We start from the raw sequence: 25681 nt of genomic DNA on the forward strand, positions 1-25681 counted from the left end.
GGCCTCAGCCTTGCAGATCGTACTGCTTCAGAAGGTCGTACAGCGTCGGCCGGCTGATCCCGAGCAGCTTAGCCGCTTGCGAGATATTCCCCTCGCTCCGCGCCAATGCGTGCCGGATGACCCGCCGATCGGACCGCTCCCGTGCGCTCTTGATATTGAGCGGCAGATCGCCTTCATCGAGGGCTTCCTCCAGATCGAGATCGGCCGCGCTGATCAGCTTGCCATCGGCCATGATCACGGCCCGTTTGACCCGGTTTTCAAGCTCGCGGACATTTCCAGGCCAGCCCCAGCTGTCGATCGCAGCTAGTGCGTCGGGGGCGAATCCCCTGATCGCCGGGTTCATTTCCGTCGCGAAACGCTTGACGAAGGCGGTCGCCAGCAAAGTCGCGTCTCCCGCGCGTTCGGCGAGAGCAGGGATCTTCACGACGATTTCGGCCAGGCGATAGAACAGATCTTCCCTAAAGCGCCCCTCGCCTATCATCGCCTCGAGATTCTGGTGTGTGGCACAGACGATCCGGGTATCGACATCAATCGCCTTGCGCCCGCCGATTCTTTCGATCTGGCGCTCCTGCAGAAAGCGCAGCAGCTTGACCTGCAAGGCCAGCGGGATGTCGCCGACTTCATCCAGAAACAGCGTGCCGCCGTGCGCCTGTTCGATCTTCCCTTCAGTGGCCTTGATCGCGCCGGTAAAGGCCCCCTTCTCGTGACCGAACAGCTCGGCTTCCAGCAGGGTTTCCGGGATCGCAGCGCAGTTTATCGCGACAAAGCGGCCTTCGGCCCGATCACTCGCCGCGTGCAGACCGCGCGCCAGCAGCTCCTTGCCGGTTCCGCTCGCCCCCAGCAGCATGACGGAAACCCCGGTGTTCGCCACGCGCTCGATCATTCGGGCGACTTTCAGCATTTCCGGCGCCGCGGTAATCAATCCGCCGAGCACCGTCTTGTCCTCGCCAACACGCAGCGAAAGGCGAGCGTTCTCGCGCTCGATCTGCCACAGCTGGTAGGCACGGCGCACGATCAGGCCGAGGTCGTCGATATCGACCGGCTTGCCGTAAAAGTCATAAGCGCCGTGTGCGATCGCATCGAGTGCGCTCTGCCGGGCGCCGTGACCCGAAGCCACGATCACCTTGGTATCGGGCTTCAGTTCCATGATCGCATCGAGCAGTGCGAACCCTTCGGTCACACCGTCCGGGTCCGGCGGAAGGCCAAGATCGAGTGTCACGACTGCAGGCTCTTCCGATCGAAGCGCGGCAAGTGCCGCTTCGCGGTCGCCGGCGCAGACCACCTCGAAATCGTCGTAAGCCCATTTCAACTGAGCTTGCAGGCCCTGATCGTCCTCCACGACCAGCAGCCGGGGTTTGTCTTTCGCCATCATGTCCCTTTCGCGCCCGCCGCGACGCTGTCGTTTGCCAGGCGAGCGAGTTCGGCAGCGGCGAACACGGGCAGGCTGATCGAAAATCGGGTTCCAACGCCAAACCGGGAATCGACGTCGATCCGGCCGCCCATTGCCCGCACCAGTTCGCGCGCTTCGTAGGCGCCGATGCCGAAGCCAGCCGACTTGGACGAAACGAACGGCTTGAACAGCCGATCGCGTACGAATTGCGACGACATACCTTCGCCCGAATCGACCACGTCGATCCGGGCGCGCACACCATCGGTCGAGAAATCGAGATAGACCGGCGTCCCCGCTTCGCTCGCCTCGATCGCGTTCTGTACGAGGTGCGCGATTGCCTGTTCCAGTGCTTCGGAGTTGCCGAGAACCGCGATCCCCGGCGTACCGAGCGTGGTCACCCGGCCGCCCCGCCCCGTCCCGCCAACGACACGCCGCGCCACTTCATCCAGTTCGACGCGATCCAGCCCAATCCGGTCACCGGTTCGATAGCGCCCGAGCCGCGCGATCAACGCATTGAGCTTGTCCGCACTGTTTCGCAGCGTCACCAGCATATCCGCGCGAAAGGCCGGATTGTCCCCGTGAAGTTCCGCGTTTCGAGCCAGAAGGGACAGCTGACTGGCGAGGTTTTTCACATCGTGCATCACAAAGGCGATGCGGCGGCTGAACTCGTCGAACTGGCGCGCTTCCAGCAACGCTTCGTGCTTGGCGCGTTCGGCCAGATAGCTTGCCAGCTGCCGGCCGATAATCCGCAGCAGATCGAAGTCTTCCCAGTCGAGCCGACGCGGCAATGCTGGGCGCGAAAGCACGATGACGGCCTGGAGCCGTTCAAAGTGCAGCAGCGGTACAACGGCCCAGACATCCGCCCTATCGGCGAGCCAGCAGGGTAGGACAAAGTCGTCCGATTCCTCACGGTTCCGATCAAGATCGACGATCCGGTCGGAGCGAGCGATCGCCTCTGCAAGCTGAGGCGGAATCGGTTGCGGGGGCACTGCGATATCAGGCCAGTTCCAGCGCCCGGCGAGCACGAACGCGCCATCTTCATCCGGCGCGAACAACAGGCCCGAAGGGCTCTCCACGACATTGGCCATTGCGCGAACGGCACGGTGGGAGAGGTCTTCGGCCTCCCCCTCGTTCCCCGGGATCCGGCCGATCGTGCGAGTGAACCGAAGCCATTCTGCACGATAATCATAGCGGTGTTCGAACAGATGCTTGATCACGGTCACCCGCCACCAGCCCCGCAATTTGCGCGACGGCAGCCAGTGAAGAGCCAGCGCCATCGCGGCGAACACCAGGGCAACTTGCGTCAGGCGTTGCAGGCCGTCGCCCAACAGACTCAACGATCCGGCGACGATCGCCATGACAAGCAGATAAGCACCGATTATCACCAGGGAGAGCGTGCGGAACGCAACTGTGCGCGAGGGGCTGAGGCGGCGGCCCTCCACCTGTGCGCTTCCCCCAAAAACCAGGAGCGCCCCGACCAGTCCTGCAATCAGCCCCTCGAACGCGAGCAACCCGTCGACCGCTCCGCCCAGATAGGCGATGGTGAACAGATTGAGCTGGTAAGCCCAGAACCCGGTCAGCGCACCGGCAGGCCAGCGCAGCAAAGGGCGCAGCGCGGGCGATGCCCCGACATAGAGATTGTGGGCAAGAACCAGCGCGCCCACCGCGACCAGAATATGCAGCAGGGCCACGATTCCGAACAAGGGCGAGCTGTGATCGGGCAGTGCGTCCGGTCCAATGAATGCCGCCGCCGCAGCGACCGCCGCTTGCAACAGAATCACCAGCGTCAGCGCGGCGACGACCGGGCGAACCGGTTGCGTCAGCTGGTGCCGTCCGTCGGCGGCGAAGAGACGATAGAGCACGAATACCCAGGCAATATCGCGCGCTGCGGAGGCTGTGACAGCAAGCAGGTGCCCCGCCCCCAGCGCAGCAACGACGAGCGACCAGATCGCCGTGAGCGAAAGCGCGCAGAGCGTCCACCAGCGATGCGGTATCGTGACCTGCGGATGGCGCAGCAACCAGTAGCCGGCGATTGTGCAGGCAAGCGCACATGCCAGATGGAAGAAGAAGCCGACGAACTGCCAGCCGGAGGACCCGAGCGGTATCACCTCGCGCCTTCGTGCCAGAGCACGACCCGCAATGTCTGCAACAGGATCAGGAGGTCGAGAAACGGGGTGTAGTTCTTCGCGTAGTAGAGATCGTATTCCAGCTTGTGCCGCGAATCCTCGATCGAGGCACCATAGGGGTAATTGATCTGTGCCCAGCCGGTGATCCCCGGCTTCACCATATGCCGCTCCGCATAGTAGGGAAGCTGATCTTCCAGATCGGCGACGAACTTCGGCACTTCGGGTCGAGGCCCGACGAAGCTCATCCGCCCGGTCAGGACCGTCCAGACCTGCGGCAGCTCGTCGATCCGGGTCTTGCGGATGAAGCGGCCCACGCGGGTGATCCGGCTGTCGTTACGCTCCGCCCATTTGGCCCCGTCCTTTTCGGCATCGGTGCGCATGGAGCGCAGTTTGACGAGATCGAAATGCTGCCCGTAAAGTCCGACGCGGGTCTGGCGAAAAAATGCCGGCCCCCTGCTATCGATTTTGACCAGCGCCGCGAACAGAAGAATGACCGGGAACGTCAGCAGGAGCAGCAGGCTGCTGGCGGCAATATCGAACACCCGCTTGAACGCGCTCGATATCATTCGACCCGACGAGAATCCGTCGGAAAAAATCAGCCAGCTGGGATTCAGCGTATCGAGATCGACCCGACCGGTCTCCCGCTCCATGAAACTGGAAAAATCATTGACGTACACGCCCATCGTTTTGATCCGCAGAAGATCTTTCAGCGGCAGGGCGTTCCGACGCTCCTCCAGCGCCAGAACCACTTCGCTCGCGCCGAGATTTTCCACGAAGCGGCCCAGATCGTGGATCGCCGTGCGCGAAATCGCCTCTTCGACTTCGCGCTCCCCTTCGGCCATCGCGATATAGGAAACGATCGCGAAGCCGCTTTCGGGCCGCTCCCCCAGTTTACGCAACCGCTGCGCGCGCGCGCCGGCGCCAAGGACCAGAATCCGGCGCCGGAATGCCGAAGCGCCCAGAAACGAGCCCAGCAACAGCCGGTTGAGCATCAGGAACAGCGCAGACAGCACCATCGCGAACAGCAGCGTCGACCGCCAGAACGTCAGCCCGGGAAGGAGGAAATCGAGCAGGGAGAGCCCGATGATCGAAAGACTGATCGCAACCAGCAGGCGCGCACAGGCATAGCGCATGGAACGCAGCGCCTCGTTGCCATAGACGCCGACAGAGATCATCGCGACCCAGACGGTGATGGCAAAGCCGGCCAACGGCACCACCCGTTCACGCACCGGCCCGGTGTCGATCCCCGCCTGCGATGCACGCAGGATCCATCCCAGTTCGCCTGCCGCAACCAGCAGCAACAGATCGACCAGACCCAGCAGCAAGACCGCGTGGGGGATATAATGCTTGAACAGGCGGATCATCTCTATCCGGTCCGAGAGTTGCTTCGACAGCGGCCGGGTTAGGGAACAGATGTGAAATGTCGGTAAACTTGACAGGTGACGGGAAACCGCCGTGCGCGCGCGATCAAAGCGTTAACGCGCCGATAAACCGGCAGTGCTCTCAACTCAGTCCGTGTCGTGGAATCGATAGGCGGTAACGCCGCGCTGGTGGGTGTCGAAGGAAAGCTGCGCGTTCTGCGGTGGCAAGGAGCGCTGGCGGCATTCCGGGACATGACAGATGCGGCAACCTGGCCCGACAACCTGAGCATGGTCGCGCCGCAGCGCATGCCCACGTGCCGCGGCCAGTTCGGCGGCAAAGCGTGCCTCGATGCCGACCACCACCGCGAACTGCGCTTCCCCTTCTGCACCGACGCCATCGGACAGGCGCGAGATCGTCAGCCAGTGATCGTGACCCTCAGCGGCGTGGAGCGCGATATCCTGGACGCACCATTCGCCGGCGCGTTCGAACGCCCGGTGCACGTGCCAGAGGGGGCAGGTCGCCTCGCCTTCAAGAAAGGTCGCTCCGCTGGCCCCTGCGAAACGCTTGGAAAACTGCCCGGCGCGGTCGATCCGCGCCATGAAGAAGGGCAAGCCGCGCTGCCCCACCCGCTGCAGCGTAGTCAGGCGATGGGCGAGCTGTTCGAAACTGACCCCGAAACGGCGCATGAGCACCGGGAAGTCATATCCGGTCGCATCGCAGGCACGCATGAACCGGCCATAAGGCATGATCAGGGCCGCCGCGAAATAGGCGTAGAGGTGGTGTTCGAATAGCTTGCGTGCCTGCTCATTCACCAGATCCGGTCCCGCAGCCAGTGTTCTTACCGCCTCGCGCTGTTCCAGATGCGCAAGCTGTGTCGCAATCTGGAAATTGCGCGAGGCCGGGTCGAGCATCTCCGAAAGCTGCAACTGGCGTGCATGGAGATCGAGCCGGCGGACCAGGTCGGGCATGACGTCGCGCGGAAGGATACGCAGGGCAATCTGGTGCCGTTCTCGCAGCCGCTCCGTCAACGCCGCGCCGATGTCGGCGCGTGAGAGGCGGAGTTCATCCGCCATTTCTTCTGCCGCGACATCGAGATCGGCGAAGTGATTGCGCCAGCGTTCGATCTCCCGACGCGCCACGGCAAGCGGATCGTCAGCCCCATCAGCGCCTCCGCCACGCCCGGCGGCATCATAGATCTGGGCAAACGCGGTGGCGAAATGCGGGGCGACCGCCAGTATCTCCGCCATCTCGTCGCGATCAATCGCCAGAGCGGAAAACCGCTGATCGGCAAGGCGCCGGGCCAGACCGTCCACGCCGCCCACGCTTTCCGCCTCGCGCAGGCTTCGCGGATCGAAATCGAAGCGCTCGACGACCTGGACCATCACGCGCGCCGTCAGCGGTCGCTGATTGCGTTCGATCAGGTTCAGATAGCTGGGTGAAATTCCCAGTTGCGTTGCCATGGCCGCCTGCGTCAGCCCTTCCCGCCTTCGCAAACGGCGCAGCGCCGGCCCGGCAAACACTGCGTCATCGGCCATCTTGTAAATTCCTTTACATCTTTACAGATCAACCGCGCCTGTATGACGCAAAAGGACAACAAAGTCTGTAACTTTCTCTGGAGTAGTCGGCCGCCGGATGCGAGCAGGGGTTCCAAGGCGACATCGCCGCAGAACTCAGGAGACGAACCGTGACGTATCAGGCCAAGATCGAAGAATTTCGCCGGACCATAGACGGCCGGGGCGCACCCTGGAACGCGATCGATCCCGAATCGGCAGCGCGGATGCAGACCCAGAACCGCTTCCCCACCGGCCTCGATATCGCGCGGCACACCGCGAAGATCATGCGCGAGGACATGGCTGCCTACGATGCCGACCCTGCGGCCTACACCCAGTCGCTCGGCTGCTGGCATGGCTTCATCGGGCAGCAGAAGATGATTTCCATCAAGAAGCATTTTGGCACCACCAAGGGCCGTTATCTCTATCTGTCGGGCTGGATGATCGCCGCGCTGCGGAGCGAGTTTGGGCCGCTGCCCGATCAATCGATGCATGAGAAGACCAGCGTCCCCGCGCTGATCGAAGAACTGTACACGTTCCTGCGCCAGGCTGACGCCCGCGAGCTGGGCATGCTGTTCCGCGATCTCGACAAGGCGCGCGAGCGCGGCGACGCAGTCGAAACCAAGCGGCTCGAACATGCCATCGAGAACCACGAAACCCATGTCGTGCCGATCATCGCCGACATCGATGCCGGCTTCGGCAATGCAGAGGCCACATACCTTCTCGCTCGCAAGATGATCGAGGCGGGGGCATGTGCACTGCAGATCGAAAACCAGGTCAGCGACGAAAAGCAGTGCGGGCATCAGGACGGCAAAGTCACCGTTCCGCATGAGGATTTCCTGCAGAAAATCCGCGCGATCCGTTACGCCTTCCTCGAACTGGGGGTGGAAGACGGCATCATCGTCGCCCGCACCGACAGCCTCGGCGCCGGCCTCACCAAGCAGATCGCCTTCAGCGACGAGCCGGGGGATCTGGGCGATCAGTACAACGCCTTCCTCGACTGTGACGAGGTCGATCCCGCACAGATCGGCAACGGCGACGTCCTGATCACCCGCGATGGCAAGCTGATGCGCCCCAAGCGGCTGCCCAGCAACCTCTATCAGTTCCGTCCGGGGACCGGAGAGGACCGCTGCGTTCTCGATTGCGTGACGGCCCTGGAGAACGGCGCCGATCTGCTCTGGATCGAAACGGAGAAGCCGCACATCGGACAGATCGGCGGGATGGTGAGCCGCATTCGCGAAGTCATTCCCGATGCCAAGCTGGTGTATAACAATTCGCCCAGCTTCAACTGGACGCTCAACTTCCGTCAGCAGGTGTACGATGCCTGGGCAGAGGAAGGTCGCGACGTGTCCGCTTACGACCGGAACAAGCTGATGAGCGTGGATTACGACGGCACTGAACTCGCCAGCGAGGCGGACGAGCTTATCCGCACTTTCCAGCGGGACGCCGCCCGCGAGGCGGGGATTTTCCACCACCTCATCACACTGCCGACTTATCATACGGCAGCGCTGAGCACCGACAATCTGGCCAAGCGCTATTTCGGTGAGGAAGGCATGTTGGGTTACGTGAAGCAGGTCCAGCGCGAGGAAATTCGCCAGGGCATCGCCTGCGTCAAGCACCAGAACATGGCCGGCAGCGACATGGGCGACGATCACAAGGAATACTTCGCCGGAGAAGCTGCGTTGAAAGCCGGTGGAGAGCAGAACACGATGAACCAGTTCGCGGCCGCCTGACGCGCGACCGTCGACCCTGTTCGCGGCGGCTTGTCCCCGCCGCCGCGACACCGCCCGAAGGAGAGGCACAATGACCACCGATTCCCTGCCCCGCGAACCCGGCCGCGCCCGCGCGCTGTTTTCCACCGCGGATTTCAAGCTTCTGCGGGCCGCGCTGGCCAGCCACGCGCGCACGGTCGAAGACCGCGACGAACTGGCCCGTATCAACGCCTTGCATCACCGGCTCGGCACTTACAGCTGACCCGGCTTACAGTCTCCTGGGGAGGAGAGCACGGCCGTCGGGGTCCTTCGGGGTCTCGGCGGCCGTCTTACGTCTGCGCTGGACCCAAAGACCGGGTTCGATCGTCATTGCCGCGATCTTAACGATTTGGCGCTAGCCCGCGCTCATGGCACGTCGCGCACGCCAGACCGGATTGAATTCCAAGGTATACAGACACTTCGCGGTCATCACCGTGTGTCTGACGGCGACGCTTGCGATTTTTGCCGATGGCGAGAACCGCAGCGCGATGGCCGAAGAGCTGGACGCACGGGACGAGCATACCGCGCTCAAGCAGGAAGAAGCCGAAAAGTACGGCAAGCCCCGCCTGATCGCCACATCGCATGATCGCCCGCGCAACACAGGCGGCGGGTTCGACGCCGATGGCGGTGGCGAGTTCGGCGCACCGATGGATGATCTGGGCAGCGACCAGGGATCGGGATACGTTCCGCCCTCCCGCGCAACCACCCAAGTCGGACTGGGCATCGACTACGCCGCGCTCGGGCTGACCCAGGCCCAGTTCGAGGCACTGAGCCAGGCCGAACGCGACGCGCTGTTGCAGCAGCTACGCGCGCAGCGCACGCGCCAGGCACGCAGCCTGCTCGAACGCTCCGCAGCGCGCGGCGGCGTCGAGCTGTAGATCAGCCGCCGCTGGCAGCAGGCATCAGGTCCAGCGCCGCCGCGGTCAGCGCCTCGGCCGCGGTGCCGATCACCTTTTCCGCATCGGGCGCCCAGAACGGGCTGTGCAGCGAGGGCAGCGACCCTTCCCCCCTCTGCGCAGCATCGAACTGCTCCTGCGGAACCCCGCCCACCCAGAAGATCAGCGACTTCACGCCGTCGGGATCGGCACGCAGGAACTGCCCGAAGTCTTCACCGCCCATGACGGAGGGAACCTTGACCACGCGATCTTCGCCAAAGCGGGCGCGAAAGCCGGCCATGACTTCTTCCGTAAAGTCGGGCGTGTTGAAGGTGGCGGGGGTATAGGGTTCCTGCACCGTGACGCTCGGCATCTTGTCGTCCGGCATCCCCGCCGCGATCGCTTCACCCCGCGCAATCCGGGCGATCCCGTCGAGCAGCAGCTTGCGCGATTCGTCGGTATAGGAACGCACCGTTAGCTGCAGGCGCGCTTCGTCCGAGATGATGTTGTGCTTCGCCCCCGCATGGAACGAACCGACCGTCACCACTGCCGGATCGAGCGGGCTGCTTTCGCGGCTCACCAGAGTTTGCAGCTTCATCACGATGGCGCTGGCAAGCACCACGGGGTCGCGCGTGGTATGGGGATAGGCCCCGTGCCCGCCGACACCCGGGATGACGACATCGACGCTGTCCACATTGGCCAGCGCAAAGCCGGGTGAATAGCCGATCATGCCGGCCGGGAACTGCGCCGCATCGTGGAACGCCACGACATAGTCGGGCTTGGGAAAGCGCGTGTAGAGCCCATCCTCCAGCATCGCCAGCGCACCTTCGCCGAGCTCTTCCGCGGGCTGGAGGATCATCACCAGCGTGCCCGACCAATCGCCCCGACGTTCGACCAGTTGCTGCGCCGCGCCGATCCAGGCGGTCATATGCGTGTCGTGCCCGCAGGCGTGCATCACGCCGGTTTCCACGCCGGAGGCCGGCACCGCCACCTCTTTCGAGGCGAAGGGAAGCCCGGTCTGCTCCACCACCGGCAGGCCATCCATATCGGCGCGGAGCATGACCGTAGGCCCTTCCCCGTTTTCCAGCACCGCGACCACACCCGTCCGGCCGACCTGCTCGGTCACGGTAAAGCCGAGATCGCGCATCCGTGCCGAGAGCTTGGCCGCCGTTTCCACTTCCTGGAAGCTGAGTTCCGGATGGGCGTGCAGGTCGCGATAGAGCGTCATCAATTCGGGCATGTCGGCCGCGACTGCATCGCGCAGTTCATCCGCCTGCGCCGGAACGGCCAGCAGCATAGTGCCCGCCATGATCGAGAAGCGTGACGCATAGCGCGCCATACGTTTGCGAGAAACCATTGCGACCATTGAAGAATTCCCCCGTTTGCGTGACCTTTGCCCGGACCCGGTCCTGCCTTGTGACTTTCCCGCCAAATGCAGACCCAACCCGGCCCGGACGGACTGGTTACGCCAATCATTGCAGATTGCGCGCGTGTAGGAAAGTCGCGGCCGTTACATCCCGTAGGTCGTCACCAGCAGGATCGACAGCGTGGCCACCATCAGCAGGACGAGCGGCACGCCAGTGCGGATATAATCCTTAAACTCGTAATTGCCTTCGGCCATGATCAGCATGTTCGTCTGGTAAGCGATCGGCGTCGCGTAACACAGGTTGCAGCCGAACAGCACGGCCAGGATCAGCGGTTCTGGCGGCAGGCTCAATTGCTGCGCGATGCTGAACGCGATCGGCGTGCCCACGGTGGCGGCGGTGGCGTTGGAAGCGAAGTTGGTCAGGAACGTCACGAACAGCATGATCGTGGCCAGAACGAGCGCAGGCGGCAGGAACTGCAGGCCGGATGCCAGCGCCTCGCCCAGCCAGCCCGCCGCACCGCTTTCCAGCACGATCCGGCCCACCGCGATACTGGCCGCGACCAGCACGATGACTTTGGCCGAAAGCGCGCGCCCCACCCGGTCGAATTTCACGCAGCCGGTCACGAACATCAGGATCGCGCCGGCAAGGGCCGACACAGCGATAGGCAGCAGCCCGATCGACGCGAGGCCGACCGAACCCAGCATGATCCCGCCCGCCAGCACGGCTTTCGACCGGCGCGGCAGCTCGCGCATCCCTTCCAGCGTCAGCAGACTGTCGGCGCGGGCGAAATCGTTGAGATCCTCGCCAATTCCCATCACCAGCAATACGTCGCCTTCCGCGATGCGCAGATCGCCGCCCTCGCTGTAGCGATCCTTTTCCCCCACGATCCGGTCGGGACGATGGATGCCCAGCACGGCAACCCCGTACAGATCGGCAATTCCCGATGTCGGCAGAGTGCGGTTGAGCAGCCGCGAATCCGCCGTCACCGTCATTTCGACGACCGCAATGTCGGCCCCGCTTTCCGAAGATCGCCTGCGGATGCGGTCGATCACCCATGCCGGGGCGACTTCGCCCTTCAGCGTGCGCATGGCATCTTCCAGCGCCTCGTGCGTGCCGGAAATGGTCAATTGCTGCTGCGACTGGATCGGGCCCTGCGGCGCATCATGGAACGCAATGTCGGCCGGCAGACGCGGCAGAATCGCGGCCAGCACCTGGCCATTGAGCGCGCTGTCGTCCCCCACCCGCAGACGGGTCTGGAAGCGCCGCGGGGCATAGGCCTCGGCAACCGTATTGTCGCGCAGCAACCGCGGCATGACCAGCCAGAGGTATGGCAGCGCAATCAGCGATGCTGTCAGGACAATGGGGGTATAATGGAACACCCCCATCGGCGGCATGCCCAGGTCACGCGCAATCGAAACGACGAGGATATTGGTCGATGTGCCGATGGTGGTCGCCATTCCCCCGATCAGCACGGCGGCATTGAGCGGGATCAACGTCTTCGATGCCGGCATGGCCCCGCGTGCGGCGAGGCTGACGAAAATGGGCAGGAGCAGCACCAGGACCGGGGTATCGTTCACCCCCATCGAAAGCCCGAACGCAAGCAGCAGCGAAACCAGCAGCCCCAGCTGAAGATTGAGCTTGAACACCCGTTCCAGAAACCGGGCCGCCGGTTCCAGCGCGCCGGTGACGACGAGCCCGCGCCCCATGATCATCAGCGCGCAAATCGTGATCAGCGCGTAATGGCCGAAGCCGGAGAAGGCGAGCTGCAGCCCGTCGGTCGGCCCCGTCCCTTCCAGCGGGAAGAAATAGAGGCCGACGGCGATCACCGCGATCGTCAGCAGCGATATGATTTCCACCGACATGCGCCCGCGGGCGAAGGCCACGAACATGACGACCGTAATCGCCATTGCTGCAATGGCATGGAAAGATGGGACCCCCGGAAACATGCCCATCCGAATTCCCAGAGGAGCGCCGCAAGATCAAGCGAATATCGCCGATGCGGTCTGTCGTGGAGTGGGGAGACGCCGGGCAACCGGGCTACGGTGTCCGGTGAAAGAGGTGGCGGGCCGCGCGTTATTCCGATGGTGCTCTTGGTCAGAGTGCGGGAATTCTATGGAATCAGCGCTTTGCTGATGTCCAACCTACCTGGCAGCCCGCGGTAAGCCGCCGCATTCAGCAAGGCGATGTCCAACTGTCTGCGTGTGCGACTTGGCGCCCTCCCAGCCAGAAACTGAAACGTCAGCTTCCCGCAGACAGCGATTCTGGCCTTTGACCGAAATTGGGTGGCTTGCGGACGGGACTAAATTCCGTGGGTGACAATGACGAGGAATAAGGGAGATCCAAGGCCTGTTTGGGCACCAAAGCTAGGGCAGTCCTAACTCGATTGCATCCCTGGCCGAGTGGATGGACCACCTCCCTTCTCCACTTTTCATGATATCTTCTACACAACCGGACTCTATATCGTTCATTTCGTCCCAGAAAACAGCAACAAACGGACTTGAATCAAGGCCTCGAGAAGGGACGAAGTGCAATTCGATTACACCGCAATCTCTCAGTTTTTCGCCTATAGATGCTACACTTAACTCATAAGCGGGAGCTGAATGGTAATATTCTTCCGATTTCTCACCATCGAAAAATAAGACGACTGTCCTTTCTTCATGGCTTTTTTCTTGAGACAGAAATCCTCCGACAATGAAGGAAAGAGTGCTCGCTGCCGCACCCAGTGCAATTCCAACCAGAAGTCGCCTCATTCCAAAGCCCCCACGGAATCTTGGACACGTTGTCTCTGCCCATAGCTTGAAATTAACGCCTTCTGATTTGTCCGCAACGTCGTCGCTAGCGGAAATCAGGCTTTTAGCCCAAGCTGGAGCGATTCTGCCAACACGCGGCCAGATCAAGGTCCGACCTGCCTGCGCCTCAGTTCGATTGCCCAACCTTTAGAAAACGGGCGAAAGATAGGGCAGCTAGGCCAAACTCTGGTGCCCCTGGCCGGACTCGAACCGGCACTTCCGTGGAAATTCGATTTTGAGTCGAACGCGTCTACCAATTCCGCCACAGGGGCACTGTGCGGGAGCGCGGCGGATAGCGGAGCGGGTTCGACCCCGCAAGAATGCTCTTGCGGTCTTTTCAGGCTTTCAGCGCACCCGCCAGCAGCTTGTGCAATTTGGAATGCAGGCTGTCGTTTGCGGCCAGCACCTGCTTGGCATGAATCGGCTGCGAACGGCCGCGATAATCGCTGACGAAGCCGCCGGCTTCGCGCACCAGCAGGCAGCCGGCGGCCGTGTCCCAATCCGAAAGGTCGCTTTCCCAGAACCCGTCGAAGCGCCCTGCGGCGAGCCATGCGAGATCGAGCGATGCCGCGCCGTAGCGGCGGATGCCCGCGACCTGCGGACCGATCGCGGCGAAAATCCGGCCCCATTCGCCGAAGTCGCCGTGCCCGCCATAGGGGATGCCAGTGGCGATCAGCGCCTCGGGCAGGCGCGAGCGCGAGGAAACCCGCAGCCGCCCGTCCTGCAGCCAGGCGCCGCGCGTCTTTTCCGCCCAGAATGTTTCGTCGGTGATCGGCTGATAGACGACCCCCGCCGTCACCTCGCCCCAGCCCGAACCGTCCAGCTTCGGTTCCTGCACTGCGATGGAGATTGCGAAGTGCGGAATGCCGTGGAGAAAGTTGCTCGTCCCATCCAGCGGATCGACGACCCAGCGCGGCTTGGTCGGGTCCCCCTCGATCGTGCCGGCTTCTTCCAGCACGAAGCCCCAATCGGGGCGGGCATGGATAAGCTCGTCATAGATCGTGCGTTCGGCCACCTGGTCGGCCTTCGACACGAAATCCGAAGGCCCCTTGCGGCTGACCTGGAGGTGTTCGATCTCGCCAAAATCGCGGCGCAGGCGGCCGCCTGCCTTGCGAGCGGCGCGTTCCATCACGCGGATCAGTCCGGGAAGGGCCATCGTAGTGTCAATCCTGTCAGTCGAGCGCAATCTGGATCGATTGCGCGGTCAGTTCGATTTCGCCCCATCCGCTCGCGATATTGGCGTAATCGCCGTCAATCGTGGCCGAATAGATGTCGCTATAGTCAAGTTTGCGGCCATCCTCGGGCTTCGCCTTGCGCAGGCGCAGATCGTCGAGGTCGGCGAAGCGGATGAAGCCCTTGCGATAGCAGCCATCCGCCCCCTCGCCCGGCGCTTCGTAGCGGGGGTGAGTTTCGAGAAGGTGGAAATCCATCTCCAGCGTCAGCGACTCGTCGTCGTAGATGACGCCGAGGATATAGCTGGTGACCAGGTCGATCCCGGCCAGTTTCGGATCGCCGCCTTCGCCCATCTCAGCCCGCCTTGCCCACGTAAGTCCGTTCGTAGACGTCGACCACGATCCGCGTGCCGCTTTCGATATGCGGCGGCACCATCACGCGCACGCCGTTGTCGAGCACAGCGGGCTTGTAGCTGGAGGACGCGGTCTGCCCCTTCACCACGGCATCGGCTTCCACGATCGTCGCTTCGACCTGTTCGGGCAGCGCGACGGAGATCGGCTTTTCTTCCCACAGCTCCAGCGTCACCTGCATACCGTCCTGAAGGAAAGCTTTGGCATCGCCGAGAAGATCGGAAGGCAGGTTGATCTGTTCGTACGTTTCCTGATCCATGAAAACGAGCATTTCGCCGTCTTCGTAGAGAAACTGGAATTCCTTGGTGTCGAGCCGCACACGCTCGATCGTGTCGGCGCTGCGGAAGCGGACGTTGGTCTTGCGGCCATCCTGCAGGTTCTTCATCTCGACCTGCATGTAGGCCCCGCCCTTGCCGGGCTGGGTGTGCTGAATCTTGGCGACTTTCCAGATGCCGCCTTCGTATTCGAGGATATTGCCGGGACGGATGTCCACGCCGCTGATTTTCATGGTTCAAGGAGCCTTCGTCTGATGGGCGGACCAACCCGCCTGCAATCGCGCGCCGCGCCTTAGCTTAGCGGCCCAGTTCGGGCAAGGTCGCTGGCATAGGACGCGGGGCGATGCTACAGCCGCCGGGTCATGTCGATCCCCGCCCTTTCACACGCATCGCGCTCGCTCGCGGCCGTCTCGCTGGCTCTGACGGCCACGTCTGCCGTGGCTGCGCCAGGAGGCAAACTGGGCACGCTTCCCCACGGGATCTATCGCTGTGCGACACCCGGCGATGCCGCAGGCGCGCCCTGGACGCCGGTGCAGGGGGACGTTTTCGCCATCAACACCGCCTCCACCTACCGCGTGGAAGGCGATACCGGCACGTATCTGCTGACCGGCGATCACGTCGTTTTCACCCGTGGGCCGCTGAAAGGCCGGCGCTTTGTGCGCACCGGCACAGGAACCTTGCGCGAGCTTGGGGCCGACGGATCGCCGGGTCGCATACGGTGCGTGCGCGGCGGGCCGGCCGCCCCCTAAGCTACACCGCCCCTCAGAAGGGCGACGAATTGTCCTGTCGGGGCGCTAGCGCGGGCCGGCGGTCAGCAGCGGATAGGGGTTGATGGCATTGGCCGGCTCCCACCATTCGGCATCTGCGGTGGTGCGCAGCATGGCGAAATGGAGGTGCGGCGTGTCGCCCGATGCGCTGCCCGTCTTGCCCACCGCCCCGAGACGCTGCCCGCGGCGGATGCGCTGCCCTTCGGTCAGGCCGGGCGCGTATTTCTGCAGATGGGCGTAGTAATAAATCGTCCGGCCATCGGTCGAACGCACGTAGATCGCATTTCCACCGGCGTCGGAGCGATAGAGTTTCTCGATCGTCCCGGGCGCCGCGGCGATGATGCTGGTCCCTTCGGGCGCCATGATGTCGATCGCCTCGTGCATTCCCGCCCCGCCCGCACGCGTATCGGCGAACGTGTCGCTGAGATCGCTGGCGCGGACGTTGAGAACGGGGATAATAAGTTCCCGCGCTGAGGCATCGGTCGTGCCGGTCGGCGACGGAGCCAGAGGCGCCGCGCGAAGAGCGCTTCCGGCCAGCGGCGCGGCGGTTGTCGAATTCGCCGATGGTTCCGCATCCGCGGCTGGCGAAACGGCAGTGGGGCTCGGGCTGGGGGCCGCTTCCGCCGGACGGGTCGTTTCGCGCTGGCCGTCGCTGTCGGCAAATTCGATCAGGCTTCCGCCGGCAACGATCCACACAGCGGAAGTGAGCGTGGCGGTCACAACCACAGTCAGGGTCCGGTCGATGAAATTCATGGCCATAGCCGCTTGGAATAGCACCAATTCACGCAAGCAGCCATACGCGCCGGCTAGCTGCCCACGACGGTCATGGCTGCGGAGCGGAGGCCGCGCCGATTGCCCGATGAAACGCCTCGACCGCCACGCCGGGATCGTCCGCGCCCCACACGGCATGGCTCACTGCAAGAAAGTCGGCCCCGGCAGCAACCAGAGGGGCACAGTTGTCCGGCGTAATCCCGCCAATCGCCACGCACGGGATTTCGAACACCGAGCTCCACCAGGCAAGCAGATCGGTATCCGGCCGATGTTCGCTGGCCTTGGTTTCGCTGGGGAAGAAACTGCCGAATGCGACGTAGTCGGTCCCGGCCTCGCCCGCTTCCATCGCCAGATGCCTCGATGCGTGACAGGTCACGCCGATCTGCGCGTCGCGGCCCAACGCCTCGCGCGCTTCCCCCGGCGATCCATCGGATTGTCCCAGATGGACGCCATCCGCCCCCAAACGCTTTGCCAGCGCGATCGAATCGTTGACGATGAACGCGCAATCATGCGCAGCGCAGATTTCCTGCAAAGGCGCGGCAAGGCGTGCCGCTTCGTGCTGATCGAGCCCCTTCACGCGAAACTGAAACGCGGCGACCGGGCCGACGGCCAGCGCACGTTCCAGTCGCGCCGGAAATTCACCGTCAACCTGGGGCGGAGAGATCAGATAGAGCTGCGTCGGTGGGTTCGGATCGGTCATGCCGCCGCTAGGTAATGCTCCCGAATGGATTCGTCACGCATTCAGGCACCCGAAAGCTCGCATGGGCGTTATGACCTATATGATCAGAGCCAGCTTCTTCACTGCATTTGCGCTTGCCGCCCTCCCCCTTACCGGATGCGCGGTCGTTCCTGACGCGCCCATCGTACAGGGCACGCCAAAGCCGGAAGGGTACGCCGTCCCCATCGACCAGCCCGTGCGCGTCGGCGAACTGGTCCTCACCCCCAAATCCGTGGTGGAAGACAGCCGCTGTCCCGAAAACGCTCGCTGCGTCTGGGCCGGGCGGCTGATCGTCAGGACGCGGATCGACGGCGCCGGGTGGCGCGACACCGCCGATCTGACGCTGGGCGAAAGCTACGGCACGCACGATCGTGTCGTCGCACTGGTTTCCGGCATTCCCGAAAGGCAGACCGACAGCGAGATCGCCCCGCGCGAATATCGCTTCGTTTACGAAACGCGATAGGCCGCGCGGGGGATCGAACCTCAGGCCATGCTGGCGGCGTGAATGCGCTCAATCGCCGCGCCCAGCGTGGCGTCGAATTCCTCGTCCGTCTGGCTCGCCCGCAGATCCTGCAACAGGCCGCGGCTGAAGCTGGCGATCATTCCAGGGTTCGCGGAGAGCTTCTCACACGCTTCGTCTGTCGAATAACCACCCGACAGCGCAACCATGCGCAGCACGCGCGGATGATCGACCAGGCCGGAATAGAGGCCGGCTTCGGCCGGGATCGACAGCTTCAGCATGACCTGCTGTCCTGCGGGGAGCGCGTCCAGACCTTCCTCGATCGCTTCGAGCAGGATCTTTTCCCCTTCGGCCCGGTCGGCCGCAGTGATGTCGTATTCCGGCTCGATAATTGGGACCAGCCCGGCGGTGAGGATACGTGCGCCCTCGGCAAACTGCTGGCGCACGATCGCCTTGATGCCGGCCGGGTCGTTACGCTTGATGACCGAACGCATCTTCGTGCCGAAGACGCCCTTGGCCTTCGCGCGTGCGAGCAGGCTTTCCAGATCGGGCATCGGCTTCATCATCTGGACGCCGTTCGCCTCGTCCTCCAGCCCCTTGTCGACCTTGAGGAAAGGCACGATGCCGCGTTCCTTCAACCGGTCGGGCACCGGCTTGCCGCCGCTGTCGCCATCCATCGTCTTCTCGAACAGGATCGCGCCCAGCACTTTGCCGCAGCCGAAGCACGGGCTTTCGACGATCCGGCTGCGCATGGCATGGATCTGCGCGAACATTTCGTCATCGCCAGACCAGGAATCGTCGGAAACACCATAGCCGCGCAGCGCCTTCGGCGTGGAACCGCCCGATTGGTCCAGCGCGGCGATAAAGCCCTGTCCCCTGGCAATGCGGTCGGTCATTTCCTGTTGGTTCATCGACAGTTCCCTCGTGTCCAGTGCATACGAATGCGTCGGGCAGCCTTTAGCCAGCCCGCCAGCCTGCCGCAACACCATGCCGCGCGCATCGGCCGGCGTTCAGTCGCGGCGTCCCGAAATCTTGCGAATAATCCCGTCGAGCCGCAGAACCGGCTGGCCATCGGCCGTTACCAGGCCCTGCACGAAGACGGTCTTTCCCCCGGCCCTGACGACTTCGCCGCGCGCTTCGATCAGCTGGCCGACGCGCGCGGGATCGAGGAAATCGGCCCCGAGGTGCAGCGTCACGCCGTGGCTGCCCCCCATTGCCTCGCGGGCGATGGTGAAGATCGCCGAATCGGCGAAAGTCATCAGGCAGCCACCGTGCATGAAGCCCGCACCGTTCATGTGCCGCGGCTCGCCGCGGAAGGCGGTGACCATCGTGCCGTCGTCCAGTTCCTTTTCATAGAACGGCCCCGCCCGTTCTTCGAAAGGATCGCCCTGCCAGCGCCACCACCCGGCCCACTCGCCTTCGGTCACCTCGACCAGGCCGTTATCGTCACTGACGACCGGTGCTTCGCTCATGATACGTTTCCTCAGTCCTTCCGGCGCGGCGCAACGAACTGGTCGAGGAAGCGGCGCGCAATCGGGCTTTCCGCTACTTCGGCCTTGACCAGTGAGTTGCCCCACCAAACCGCTTCCGTATTGGCAAGAACGACCAGAGTGAGCCGTTGGCGGGGAACCTTGAGATAGAGCGACGAATAACGCCCTTCGTCCCAGCCCGAATGCCACATCAGCCGTTCGCCGGCCCAATCCTCCAGCCACCAACCGTGCCGGTAATCGCCCAGCGGGCCGATTTCCACGTCGTCGATCAACCGCTTTCGCAGAGCCGGGGGAACCAGCAGGCCCGCGTCGTAGGCGATATCGAACGCGGCGAGCGCACGCGGTGCGGCGATAATGCCGCCAGCGGCGCGAAAATCGTCATCGGAAAGCGCCTGTTTGGCCATGATGTCACCGACCGGATGGAACGGCGGCGCCAGGAAGCGAAGCGCATCGCCTTGTTCGGGATCGTGCCAGCCCAGGGCGACATTGCGCATTCCCGCTGGTTCCATCACCCGGTCACGCACGATTGCCCTCAGCGCGCGCCCTCCGGCCCCCGAAATCGCGCGGTCGATCCGCGCAAAGGCGATCGGGTTGTAGACGAAAGTATCCCCGTTCGCCCGCATATCGAGCATTTCGGCCAAAGTCGTGGGGCGATCGCAATCCATCGGTGCAATCGGGTTGCCGTGACGATCCGCCCCGCCCCCACCGAACGGGATCGCGGAAGTCGACAGCCACTCGCAGGTTCCGTCCCAGTCCGCGTCCGTCGACATCGGCGTGCCAAGCTCCAGATCGCCGGCCAGACTTTCGGCGAGGATGGCGGTCGCCGCGATTGGCTTCGTGACGGACGCGATCGAATATGTCGTATCCGCCGTGGTCGGTATTTCGCCTTCGTCGTCGTAAGTGCCGAAGTACCCCTCCCACACGATCGCACCGTCGCGGACGATCACCGCGCTGAGCGAAGGGGTGGAATGGTCGCGGCGAAATTCTTCGAGAAATGCCTCGAACTCGGCGAACTCATCCTGCGCCGCGGCCGCGGCCGGTGCGGCAAGCAGGATGAACGCGAGCAGCGCTCTCAGCATGATAGAGCGGCGACACCGGGCAGTTCCTTGCCCTCCATCCATTCGAGGAAGGCGCCGCCGGCGGTGGAAACGTAGCTGAAGCCGTCGGCCACGCCCGCATGGTTCAGCGCCGCGACCGTATCGCCGCCGCCGGCGACAGAGATGAGCGACCCGTCCTGCGTCAGGGCCGCAGCGGTCTTCGCCAGGGCGACGGTGGCAGTATCGAACGGCTCGGTCTCGAATGCGCCCAGCGGGCCGTTCCACACCAGTGTGCGGCAGGTCTTGAGCACGTCGGCCAGGGCCTCGGTCGCCTGCGCGCCGATGTCGAGGATCATTTCGTCCGCCTCCACCTCGTGCACGTTGCAGGTGCGCAGCGAGGGCGGGTTGGCGGCGAATTCCTTCGCCACGACCACATCGTACGGCAGGTGGATCGTGCAGCCGGAATGATCGGCCTTGTCCATGATCGCGTTGGCGGTGGCGGTCAGGTCATGCTCGCACAGCGACTTGCCGACATCGACGCCCCGCGCGGCAAGGAAGGTGTTGGCCATCCCCCCGCCGATGATCAGGTGCTGGACCCGGCCGACGAGGTTTTCCAGCACGTCGAGCTTGGTCGAAACTTTCGCCCCGCCGACGACCGCGGCAACCGGGGTTTCCGGGTTGCCCAGCGCCCTGTCGAGCGCGGTGAGTTCCTTTTCCATCGCCCGCCCGGCATAGGCCGGCAGCAGGTGCGCCAGCCCTTCGGTCGAGGCATGGGCCCGATGGGCGGCGGAAAAGGCGTCGTTGACGTAGAAATCGCCGAGCGCGGCGATGGCCTTCGCAAAATCGGGGTCGTTCGCTTCCTCGCCCTTCCAGAAGCGGACATTGTCGAGCAGGCCGATGTCACCGTTGCGCAGGATCGAGAGCGACTGTTCGACCACCGTGCCCGCGACTTCGGAAATGAACATGATCTCGCGGCCCAGCACGCGTTCCACGTCGCCCTGGATGAAACTGTTGCTCAGCATCGAATGGCGTTCGCCCCCCGGGCGGCCGAAGTGGGCCAGCAGCAGGACTTTCGCGCCTGCATCGGCCAGTTCGAGGATGGTCGGCATGCTGGCTTCCACCCGCGTCACGTCGGTCGCGGAGCCATCTTTCATCGGCAGGTTGAGATCGACCCGCACCAGCGCGACCTTGCCGGTCACGTCCCCCAGATCGTCGAGCGTCTTGAACTTGGACATTTCCGAACTCCGATCCTCCCCGACAGGCGGGGAGCCGCACCCGCGGCGCGGGGTGGAGGGGCATTCGCGGATATTCCGAACAGCGGCGGGTGCCCCACGCCCCACCGCCATCCGTCGGTTCAGGTCTGCTTCCGCCGGGGGAAGCGCCGGAGTTACAGCAGGCCGGCCATCACGCCGGCAGTGTCGATCATCCGGTTGGAGAAGCCCCATTCGTTGTCGTACCAGCTGACCACGCGGGCCAGCTTGCCTTCCATGACCGAGGTTTCGAGGCTGTCGACGGTCGAGCTGGCCGGATAGTGATTGAAGTCGCTCGAAACCAGCGGCTGGTCGGTATAGTCGAGCACGCCCTTCATCGCGCCTTCGGACGCGACCTTGAGTGCGGCGTTCAGCTCTTCCACGCTGGTGTCGCGGCCCGGCGTGAACACCAGATCGACGAGGCTGACGTTCGGCGTCGGCACGCGGACGGAAGACCCGTCGAGCTTGCCCTTCAGTTCGGGCAGGACCAGGCCGACCGCGCGCGCGGCGCCGGTCGTGGTCGGGATCATGTTCTGCGCGCCGGCGCGGGCACGGCGCAGATCCTTGTGGATCTGGTCCAGCATCCGCTGATCGTTGGTGTAGCTGTGGATCGTGGTCATGAAACCACGCTCGATCCCCACCGTATCGTTCAGCACCTTGGCCACCGGGGCCAGGCAGTTGGTGGTGCAGCTGGCGTTGGAAACGATCTCGTCGTCGGCGGTCAGCGTGTCCTGGTTGACACCGAACACGATCGTCTTCGACACGCCGCTGGCCGGGGCGGAGATCAGTACGCGCTTGGCACCTGCGGACAGATGCGGGCGGCTGGCTTCGTCCGACTGGAAGAAACCGGTGCATTCGAGGACGATGTCCACCCCGTTCGCGCCGTGCGGGAGCTTGCCGGGATCACGCTCCGCAGTGACATGGATCCGCTTGCCGTTGACGACCAGGTCGTTGCCGTCGGTTTCCACCGTGCCGGGGAAACGGCCATGCGTGCTGTCGAAACCGAACAGCAGCGCGTTCGATGCAGTGTCGGCCAGATCGTTGATCGAAACGAGTTCGAGATCGTGATCGTCACGCTCCAGGATGGCCCGCGCGACGAGCCGCCCGATACGTCCGAATCCGTTGATCGCAACCTTGGTCGCCATATGACAAGCTCCTGCTAGCGGCCCAGACGGGCCTTGATTTGTGGGACAATGGCTTCAGCGGTGAAGCCGAACTTTGCAAACAGATCGCCCGCGGGGGCGGAGGCACCGAACCGGTCGAGCCCGATCTGCAGCCCGTCGGTGCCGGTGTACCGTTCCCAGCCCAGCGTCGATCCGGCCTCTATCGAAACCTTCAGCGCATCGGCGGGCAGCAGATCGTTGCGATAGCTTTCGTCCTGCTCGGCGAACAGCTCCATGCACGGCATCGACACGACATCCGTCCCGATGCCATCCGCTTCCAGCGCCTCCGCCGTAGCGCAGGCCACCTCGACTTCGGAGCCGGTCGCGATCAGCACGACCTTGCGCTCCCCGCTCGCCGCCCGCAGGCGATAGGCGCCCTTTGCGCTCAGCATGTCACCGTCGTGGCGCAGCTGGGGCAGGTTCTGGCGGCTGAGCGCCAGAACCGACGGCGTGCCCTTCTGCGCGAGCGCGAGCTGCCAGCATTCGGCGGTTTCGATCACGTCGGCGGGGCGGAAAACATTGAGGTTGGGGATCAACCGCAGGCTCATCACCTGTTCGACCGGCTGGTGCGTCGGCCCGTCCTCACCCAAACCGATCGAATCGTGGGTGAAGACATAGATCGCGCGCACTTGCTGCAAGGCCGAAAGGCGCACGGCATTGCGGCAATAATCGCTGAAGATCAGGAACGTGCCGCCATAAGGGATCACGCCGCCGTGCAGCGCCATCCCGTTCATCGCCGCCGCCATGCCGAATTCGCGAATCCCGTAGTAGAGGTAGCGCCCGCTGTAATCGTCGGCGGTCAGCGCCTGCATCGCCTTGGTCTTGGTATTGTTCGATCCGGTCAGGTCGGCAGAGCCGCCGACCATTTCGGGAAGCAGCGGCACCAGAACTTCCAGCGCCATTTCCGATGCCTTGCGGGTGGCGACAGTGTGGTCCTGACCCAGCCATTCGGCAAAAGCCTGCTGCGCCTTGTCCCCCGCCGGCAGATCGCCCGCCATCCGGCGAACAAATTCCGCCTTGCGTTCAGACGCTTCGAGCCGGGTTCCCCATTCGGCATGAACCGCTCGCCCGCGTTCACCGGTGGCGCGCCAGTCGGACAGAACATCCTCCGGCACTTCGAACGCAGGCGCGTTCCAGCCCAGTTCCTCACGCGCGGCGGCGACTTCTTCCGGCCCCAGTGGCGCACCGTGCACGGCGCTGCTGCCTTCCTTGTTCGGCGCGCCCTTGCCGATGACCGTGCGACAGGCGACCAGCGAAGGCCGCTCGTCGGCCAGAGCTTCGTCGATCGCGCGCTGAATATCTTCGGGATCGTGCCCGTCGCACGTCACCGTATGCCACCCGGTGGCATCATAACGGGCGCGGATATCTTCGCTGGTGGAAAGATCGGTCGACCCGTCGATCGTGATCGCATTGTCATCCCACAGCACGATCATCCGGCCCAGCTTCAGGTGGCCGGCAATCCCGATCGCCTCGTGGTTGATGCCTTCCATCAGGCAACCGTCGCCGGCGACCACCCAGGTGCGGTGATCGACCAGATCGTCGCCGAATTCAGCATTGAGATGCCGCTCTGCAATCGCCATCCCGACCGCCATCGCCAGCCCCTGACCCAGCGGGCCGGTGGTGGATTCCACGCCATCGAGCAGGAAGTTCTCCGGGTGGCCGGCACACGGGCTGCCCAGCTGGCGGAAATTGGCGATGTCATCCATCGTCGGCCGGTCGTAGCCCGACAGATGCAGCAGTGAATACAGCAGCATGGACCCGTGCCCTGCGCTCAGCACGAAGCGGTCGCGGTCGGCCCAATCCGGCGCGGTGGGGTCGAATTTCAGATATTTCGACCACAGCACTGCCGCCACATCGGCCATGCCCATCGGCATTCCGGGATGCCCCGACTTGGCTGCCTGCACCGCGTCCATGGAGAGCGCGCGTATGGCATTGGCCATCGGCGCCAGTCGGGTCGGGTCGAGGCTCATGCGGGGCGGGCTCCTGCGAGTAAGGGATTTATGCACGTTGCCCGCGACGATTCGGGCGCGGAACCCTTTGCGGACCCGTGGGCGCAGGTCAACAGCGGGGACCGCCCCCTTCCCCGCCATCGCACGCGCCGAGTTATCAACAGGCGGCAACAAGGCTTTGCGCCGTCACGTATTTGCGATATTTTGGTCTTATGGTTGACCAGCGTCTTGAACGCGCCGTCCAGCGCATAGAGTCCGCGCTCACGCGGATTGCCGCTGTGGCCGATGCCGAGCGTACGCCGCCGCCCGCTGCCCTTGCCGATCTGGTGGAAAAGCACGAGCGGCTGAGCGAAGCCGCCGCCGGCGCGCTGAAGGAGATCGACGATCTGATCGAAAGGCTCGACCGATGAGCGAGGTCACCCTCACGGTCGGCGGCCGAGAATACGCCATTGCCTGCGCCGATGGCGAAGAAGCGCACGTAAAGCAGTTGGGCGAGGCAATAGACGCCAAATTTCAGCAGCTTGGCGGCAATGTCTCGAACAAGGAAGCGCAGAACATGCTGTTCGCCGCGCTGTTGCTGGCGGACGAAGCGCACGAACAGCGCGGAACGCGCGACACCCTCAACCGGAAGCTCGCAACGGTGGAGGCGGAACGGGATGCGCTGGCCGACGAAGTGGCCCGGCTTCGTTCCGAGCCACCGCGCTCTTCGACAAGCCTGTTCGACGATCCCGAACTCGCCCCTGCCCTCGAACGTTTTGCCGATCTGCTCGAAACTTGTGCCGATAAGCTTGAGAGCAAGGCGACGAACACCTAAATGAAACGTGGCGGGACTGCCCGGAACGATCCGATCGAACATCCCTGAGGCTATAAGCAATCCAAAGGGAGCTGTCCCTGCTCCGATTCACTGGTTCGTCCGGGGGGTCGGGGCATACGGCGCCCACCTGACGTTGAGGCGTCAGAGGATTTCCCGGAAAACGACCCATGGTGGTTCCGCCGCCCCATTTCCCG

Annotated in this window: 25 protein-coding genes, 1 tRNA gene and 1 other RNA gene; 8 read left to right on the forward strand and 19 right to left on the reverse strand. The window is 63.8% G+C overall.

All coding sequences use genetic code 11. From position 1 onward, the window contains the following. Positions 1-4 precede the first annotated feature (4 nt). The 4 genes from prsR to AM2010_RS05225 all read right to left on the reverse strand — a co-directional run bounded on the left by prsR (position 5) and on the right by AM2010_RS05225 (position 6413). Positions 5-1369: a PEP-CTERM-box response regulator transcription factor gene (gene prsR / locus AM2010_RS05210; RefSeq protein ID WP_047807715.1), complete on the reverse strand. Its 1365-nt coding sequence runs from the start codon at positions 1367-1369 to the stop codon at positions 5-7. Further along, positions 1369-3498 (reverse strand): XrtA/PEP-CTERM system histidine kinase PrsK, encoded by a 2130-nt coding sequence (gene prsK / locus AM2010_RS05215; RefSeq protein WP_236699412.1) that lies wholly within the window; start codon positions 3496-3498, stop codon positions 1369-1371. The genes prsR and prsK overlap by 1 nt, the downstream gene beginning before the upstream one ends. Beyond that, on the reverse strand, positions 3495-4880 hold the full coding sequence (locus AM2010_RS05220; protein WP_047806176.1) for a TIGR03013 family XrtA/PEP-CTERM system glycosyltransferase: 1386 nt from the start codon (positions 4878-4880) through the stop codon (positions 3495-3497). Before AM2010_RS05220 ends, prsK begins: the two co-directional genes overlap by 4 nt. 144 nt (positions 4881-5024) lie before the next feature. After that, positions 5025-6413, reverse strand: a complete 1389-nt coding sequence (locus tag AM2010_RS05225) for a helix-turn-helix domain-containing protein (protein WP_047806177.1) — start codon at positions 6411-6413, stop codon at positions 5025-5027. Positions 6414-6562: 149 nt separating this feature from the next. On the opposite strand from AM2010_RS05225, the gene AM2010_RS05230 reads away from it, so the two are divergent. From AM2010_RS05230 to AM2010_RS05235, 3 genes are all read left to right on the forward strand, one after another. Beyond that, positions 6563-8161, forward strand: a complete 1599-nt coding sequence (locus tag AM2010_RS05230; RefSeq protein WP_047806178.1) for an isocitrate lyase — start codon at positions 6563-6565, stop codon at positions 8159-8161. 70 nt (positions 8162-8231) lie between these two features. Further along, complete coding sequence (locus AM2010_RS14265) at positions 8232-8402, forward strand: hypothetical protein (RefSeq protein WP_169747780.1); 171 nt, start codon at positions 8232-8234, stop codon at positions 8400-8402. 145 nt (positions 8403-8547) lie between these two features. Beyond that, positions 8548-9057, forward strand: a complete 510-nt coding sequence (locus tag AM2010_RS05235) for a hypothetical protein (protein WP_047806179.1) — start codon at positions 8548-8550, stop codon at positions 9055-9057. Between the two features lies 1 nt (position 9058). Here the strand turns inward: AM2010_RS05235 and AM2010_RS05240 are convergent, their stop codons facing one another. The 7 genes from AM2010_RS05240 to efp all read right to left on the reverse strand — a co-directional run bounded on the left by AM2010_RS05240 (position 9059) and on the right by efp (position 15301). Further along, complete coding sequence (locus tag AM2010_RS05240; RefSeq protein WP_236699413.1) at positions 9059-10363, reverse strand: amidohydrolase; 1305 nt, start codon at positions 10361-10363, stop codon at positions 9059-9061. A gap of 201 nt (positions 10364-10564) precedes the next feature. Next, positions 10565-12328 (reverse strand): SLC13 family permease, encoded by a 1764-nt coding sequence (locus AM2010_RS05245; RefSeq protein WP_082132801.1) that lies wholly within the window; start codon positions 12326-12328, stop codon positions 10565-10567. Positions 12329-12784: 456 nt separating this feature from the next. Further along, a complete protein-coding gene (locus AM2010_RS14160; protein ID WP_150115237.1) occupies positions 12785-13171 on the reverse strand; it encodes a hypothetical protein in 387 nt (128 codons plus the stop codon). Positions 13172-13397: 226 nt separating this feature from the next. After that, positions 13398-13482, reverse strand: a tRNA-Leu gene (locus AM2010_RS05250). Positions 13483-13547: 65 nt separating this feature from the next. Next, a complete protein-coding gene (locus AM2010_RS05255) occupies positions 13548-14366 on the reverse strand; it encodes an inositol monophosphatase family protein (RefSeq protein ID WP_047806181.1) in 819 nt (272 codons plus the stop codon). A gap of 16 nt (positions 14367-14382) precedes the next feature. Continuing rightward, positions 14383-14736 carry a hypothetical protein gene (locus AM2010_RS13710; protein WP_053043940.1) on the reverse strand — a complete coding sequence of 118 codons (354 nt, stop codon included), beginning with the start codon at positions 14734-14736 and terminating at the stop codon, positions 14383-14385. A 1-nt stretch (position 14737) separates the two neighbouring features. Next, positions 14738-15301, reverse strand: coding sequence for an elongation factor P (gene efp / locus AM2010_RS05265; RefSeq protein ID WP_047806182.1), 564 nt, complete (start codon positions 15299-15301; stop codon positions 14738-14740). 129 nt (positions 15302-15430) lie between these two features. On the opposite strand from efp, the gene AM2010_RS05270 reads away from it, so the two are divergent. After that, positions 15431-15817, forward strand: coding sequence for a hypothetical protein (locus tag AM2010_RS05270; protein WP_047806183.1), 387 nt, complete (start codon positions 15431-15433; stop codon positions 15815-15817). A 45-nt stretch (positions 15818-15862) separates the two neighbouring features. Here the strand turns inward: AM2010_RS05270 and AM2010_RS05275 are convergent, their stop codons facing one another. Together AM2010_RS05275 and thiE are read right to left on the reverse strand one after the other, a co-directional pair. Beyond that, positions 15863-16588 carry a M23 family metallopeptidase gene (locus AM2010_RS05275; RefSeq protein WP_053044110.1) on the reverse strand — a complete coding sequence of 242 codons (726 nt, stop codon included), beginning with the start codon at positions 16586-16588 and terminating at the stop codon, positions 15863-15865. Positions 16589-16658: 70 nt separating this feature from the next. After that, on the reverse strand, positions 16659-17306 hold the full coding sequence (thiE, locus tag AM2010_RS05280) for a thiamine phosphate synthase (protein ID WP_047806184.1): 648 nt from the start codon (positions 17304-17306) through the stop codon (positions 16659-16661). A gap of 70 nt (positions 17307-17376) precedes the next feature. Here thiE and AM2010_RS05285 point away from each other — a divergent pair, with 70 nt between their 5' ends. Then, positions 17377-17787, forward strand: coding sequence for a hypothetical protein (locus AM2010_RS05285; RefSeq protein ID WP_156178709.1), 411 nt, complete (start codon positions 17377-17379; stop codon positions 17785-17787). Positions 17788-17807: 20 nt separating this feature from the next. Here the strand turns inward: AM2010_RS05285 and AM2010_RS05290 are convergent, their stop codons facing one another. The 6 genes from AM2010_RS05290 to tkt form a co-directional block, all read right to left on the reverse strand. Further along, positions 17808-18695, reverse strand: a complete 888-nt coding sequence (locus AM2010_RS05290) for a fructose bisphosphate aldolase (RefSeq protein ID WP_047806185.1) — start codon at positions 18693-18695, stop codon at positions 17808-17810. Positions 18696-18794: 99 nt separating this feature from the next. Further along, complete coding sequence (locus AM2010_RS05295; RefSeq protein ID WP_047806186.1) at positions 18795-19256, reverse strand: PaaI family thioesterase; 462 nt, start codon at positions 19254-19256, stop codon at positions 18795-18797. An 11-nt stretch (positions 19257-19267) separates the two neighbouring features. After that, positions 19268-20353, reverse strand: a complete 1086-nt coding sequence (locus tag AM2010_RS05300; RefSeq protein WP_047806187.1) for a serine hydrolase domain-containing protein — start codon at positions 20351-20353, stop codon at positions 19268-19270. Continuing rightward, on the reverse strand, positions 20347-21546 hold the full coding sequence (locus AM2010_RS05305; protein WP_047806188.1) for a phosphoglycerate kinase: 1200 nt from the start codon (positions 21544-21546) through the stop codon (positions 20347-20349). Before AM2010_RS05305 ends, AM2010_RS05300 begins: the two co-directional genes overlap by 7 nt. Before the next feature lie 152 nt (positions 21547-21698). After that, positions 21699-22706 (reverse strand): type I glyceraldehyde-3-phosphate dehydrogenase, encoded by a 1008-nt coding sequence (gene gap / locus AM2010_RS05310; RefSeq protein ID WP_047806189.1) that lies wholly within the window; start codon positions 22704-22706, stop codon positions 21699-21701. 14 nt (positions 22707-22720) lie between these two features. Further along, entirely contained in the window at positions 22721-24694 is a 1974-nt protein-coding gene (gene tkt / locus AM2010_RS05315) for a transketolase (protein WP_047806190.1), read from the reverse strand. Between the two features lie 191 nt (positions 24695-24885). Here tkt and AM2010_RS05320 point away from each other — a divergent pair, with 191 nt between their 5' ends. The 3 genes from AM2010_RS05320 (at position 24886) to ssrS (ending at position 25668) form a co-directional block, all read left to right on the forward strand. Continuing rightward, positions 24886-25083, forward strand: coding sequence for a hypothetical protein (locus AM2010_RS05320; protein ID WP_047806191.1), 198 nt, complete (start codon positions 24886-24888; stop codon positions 25081-25083). Beyond that, a complete protein-coding gene (locus AM2010_RS13715) occupies positions 25080-25487 on the forward strand; it encodes a cell division protein ZapA (RefSeq protein ID WP_053043944.1) in 408 nt (135 codons plus the stop codon). Before AM2010_RS05320 ends, AM2010_RS13715 begins: the two co-directional genes overlap by 4 nt. Positions 25488-25497: 10 nt before the next feature. Further along, positions 25498-25668: non-coding RNA, 6S RNA (ssrS, locus tag AM2010_RS14530), on the forward strand. The last annotated feature ends 13 nt before the right edge of the window (positions 25669-25681 follow it).

Source organism: Pelagerythrobacter marensis (assembly GCF_001028625.1).
Taxonomy (GTDB): Bacteria; Pseudomonadota; Alphaproteobacteria; order Sphingomonadales; family Sphingomonadaceae; genus Pelagerythrobacter; species Pelagerythrobacter marensis.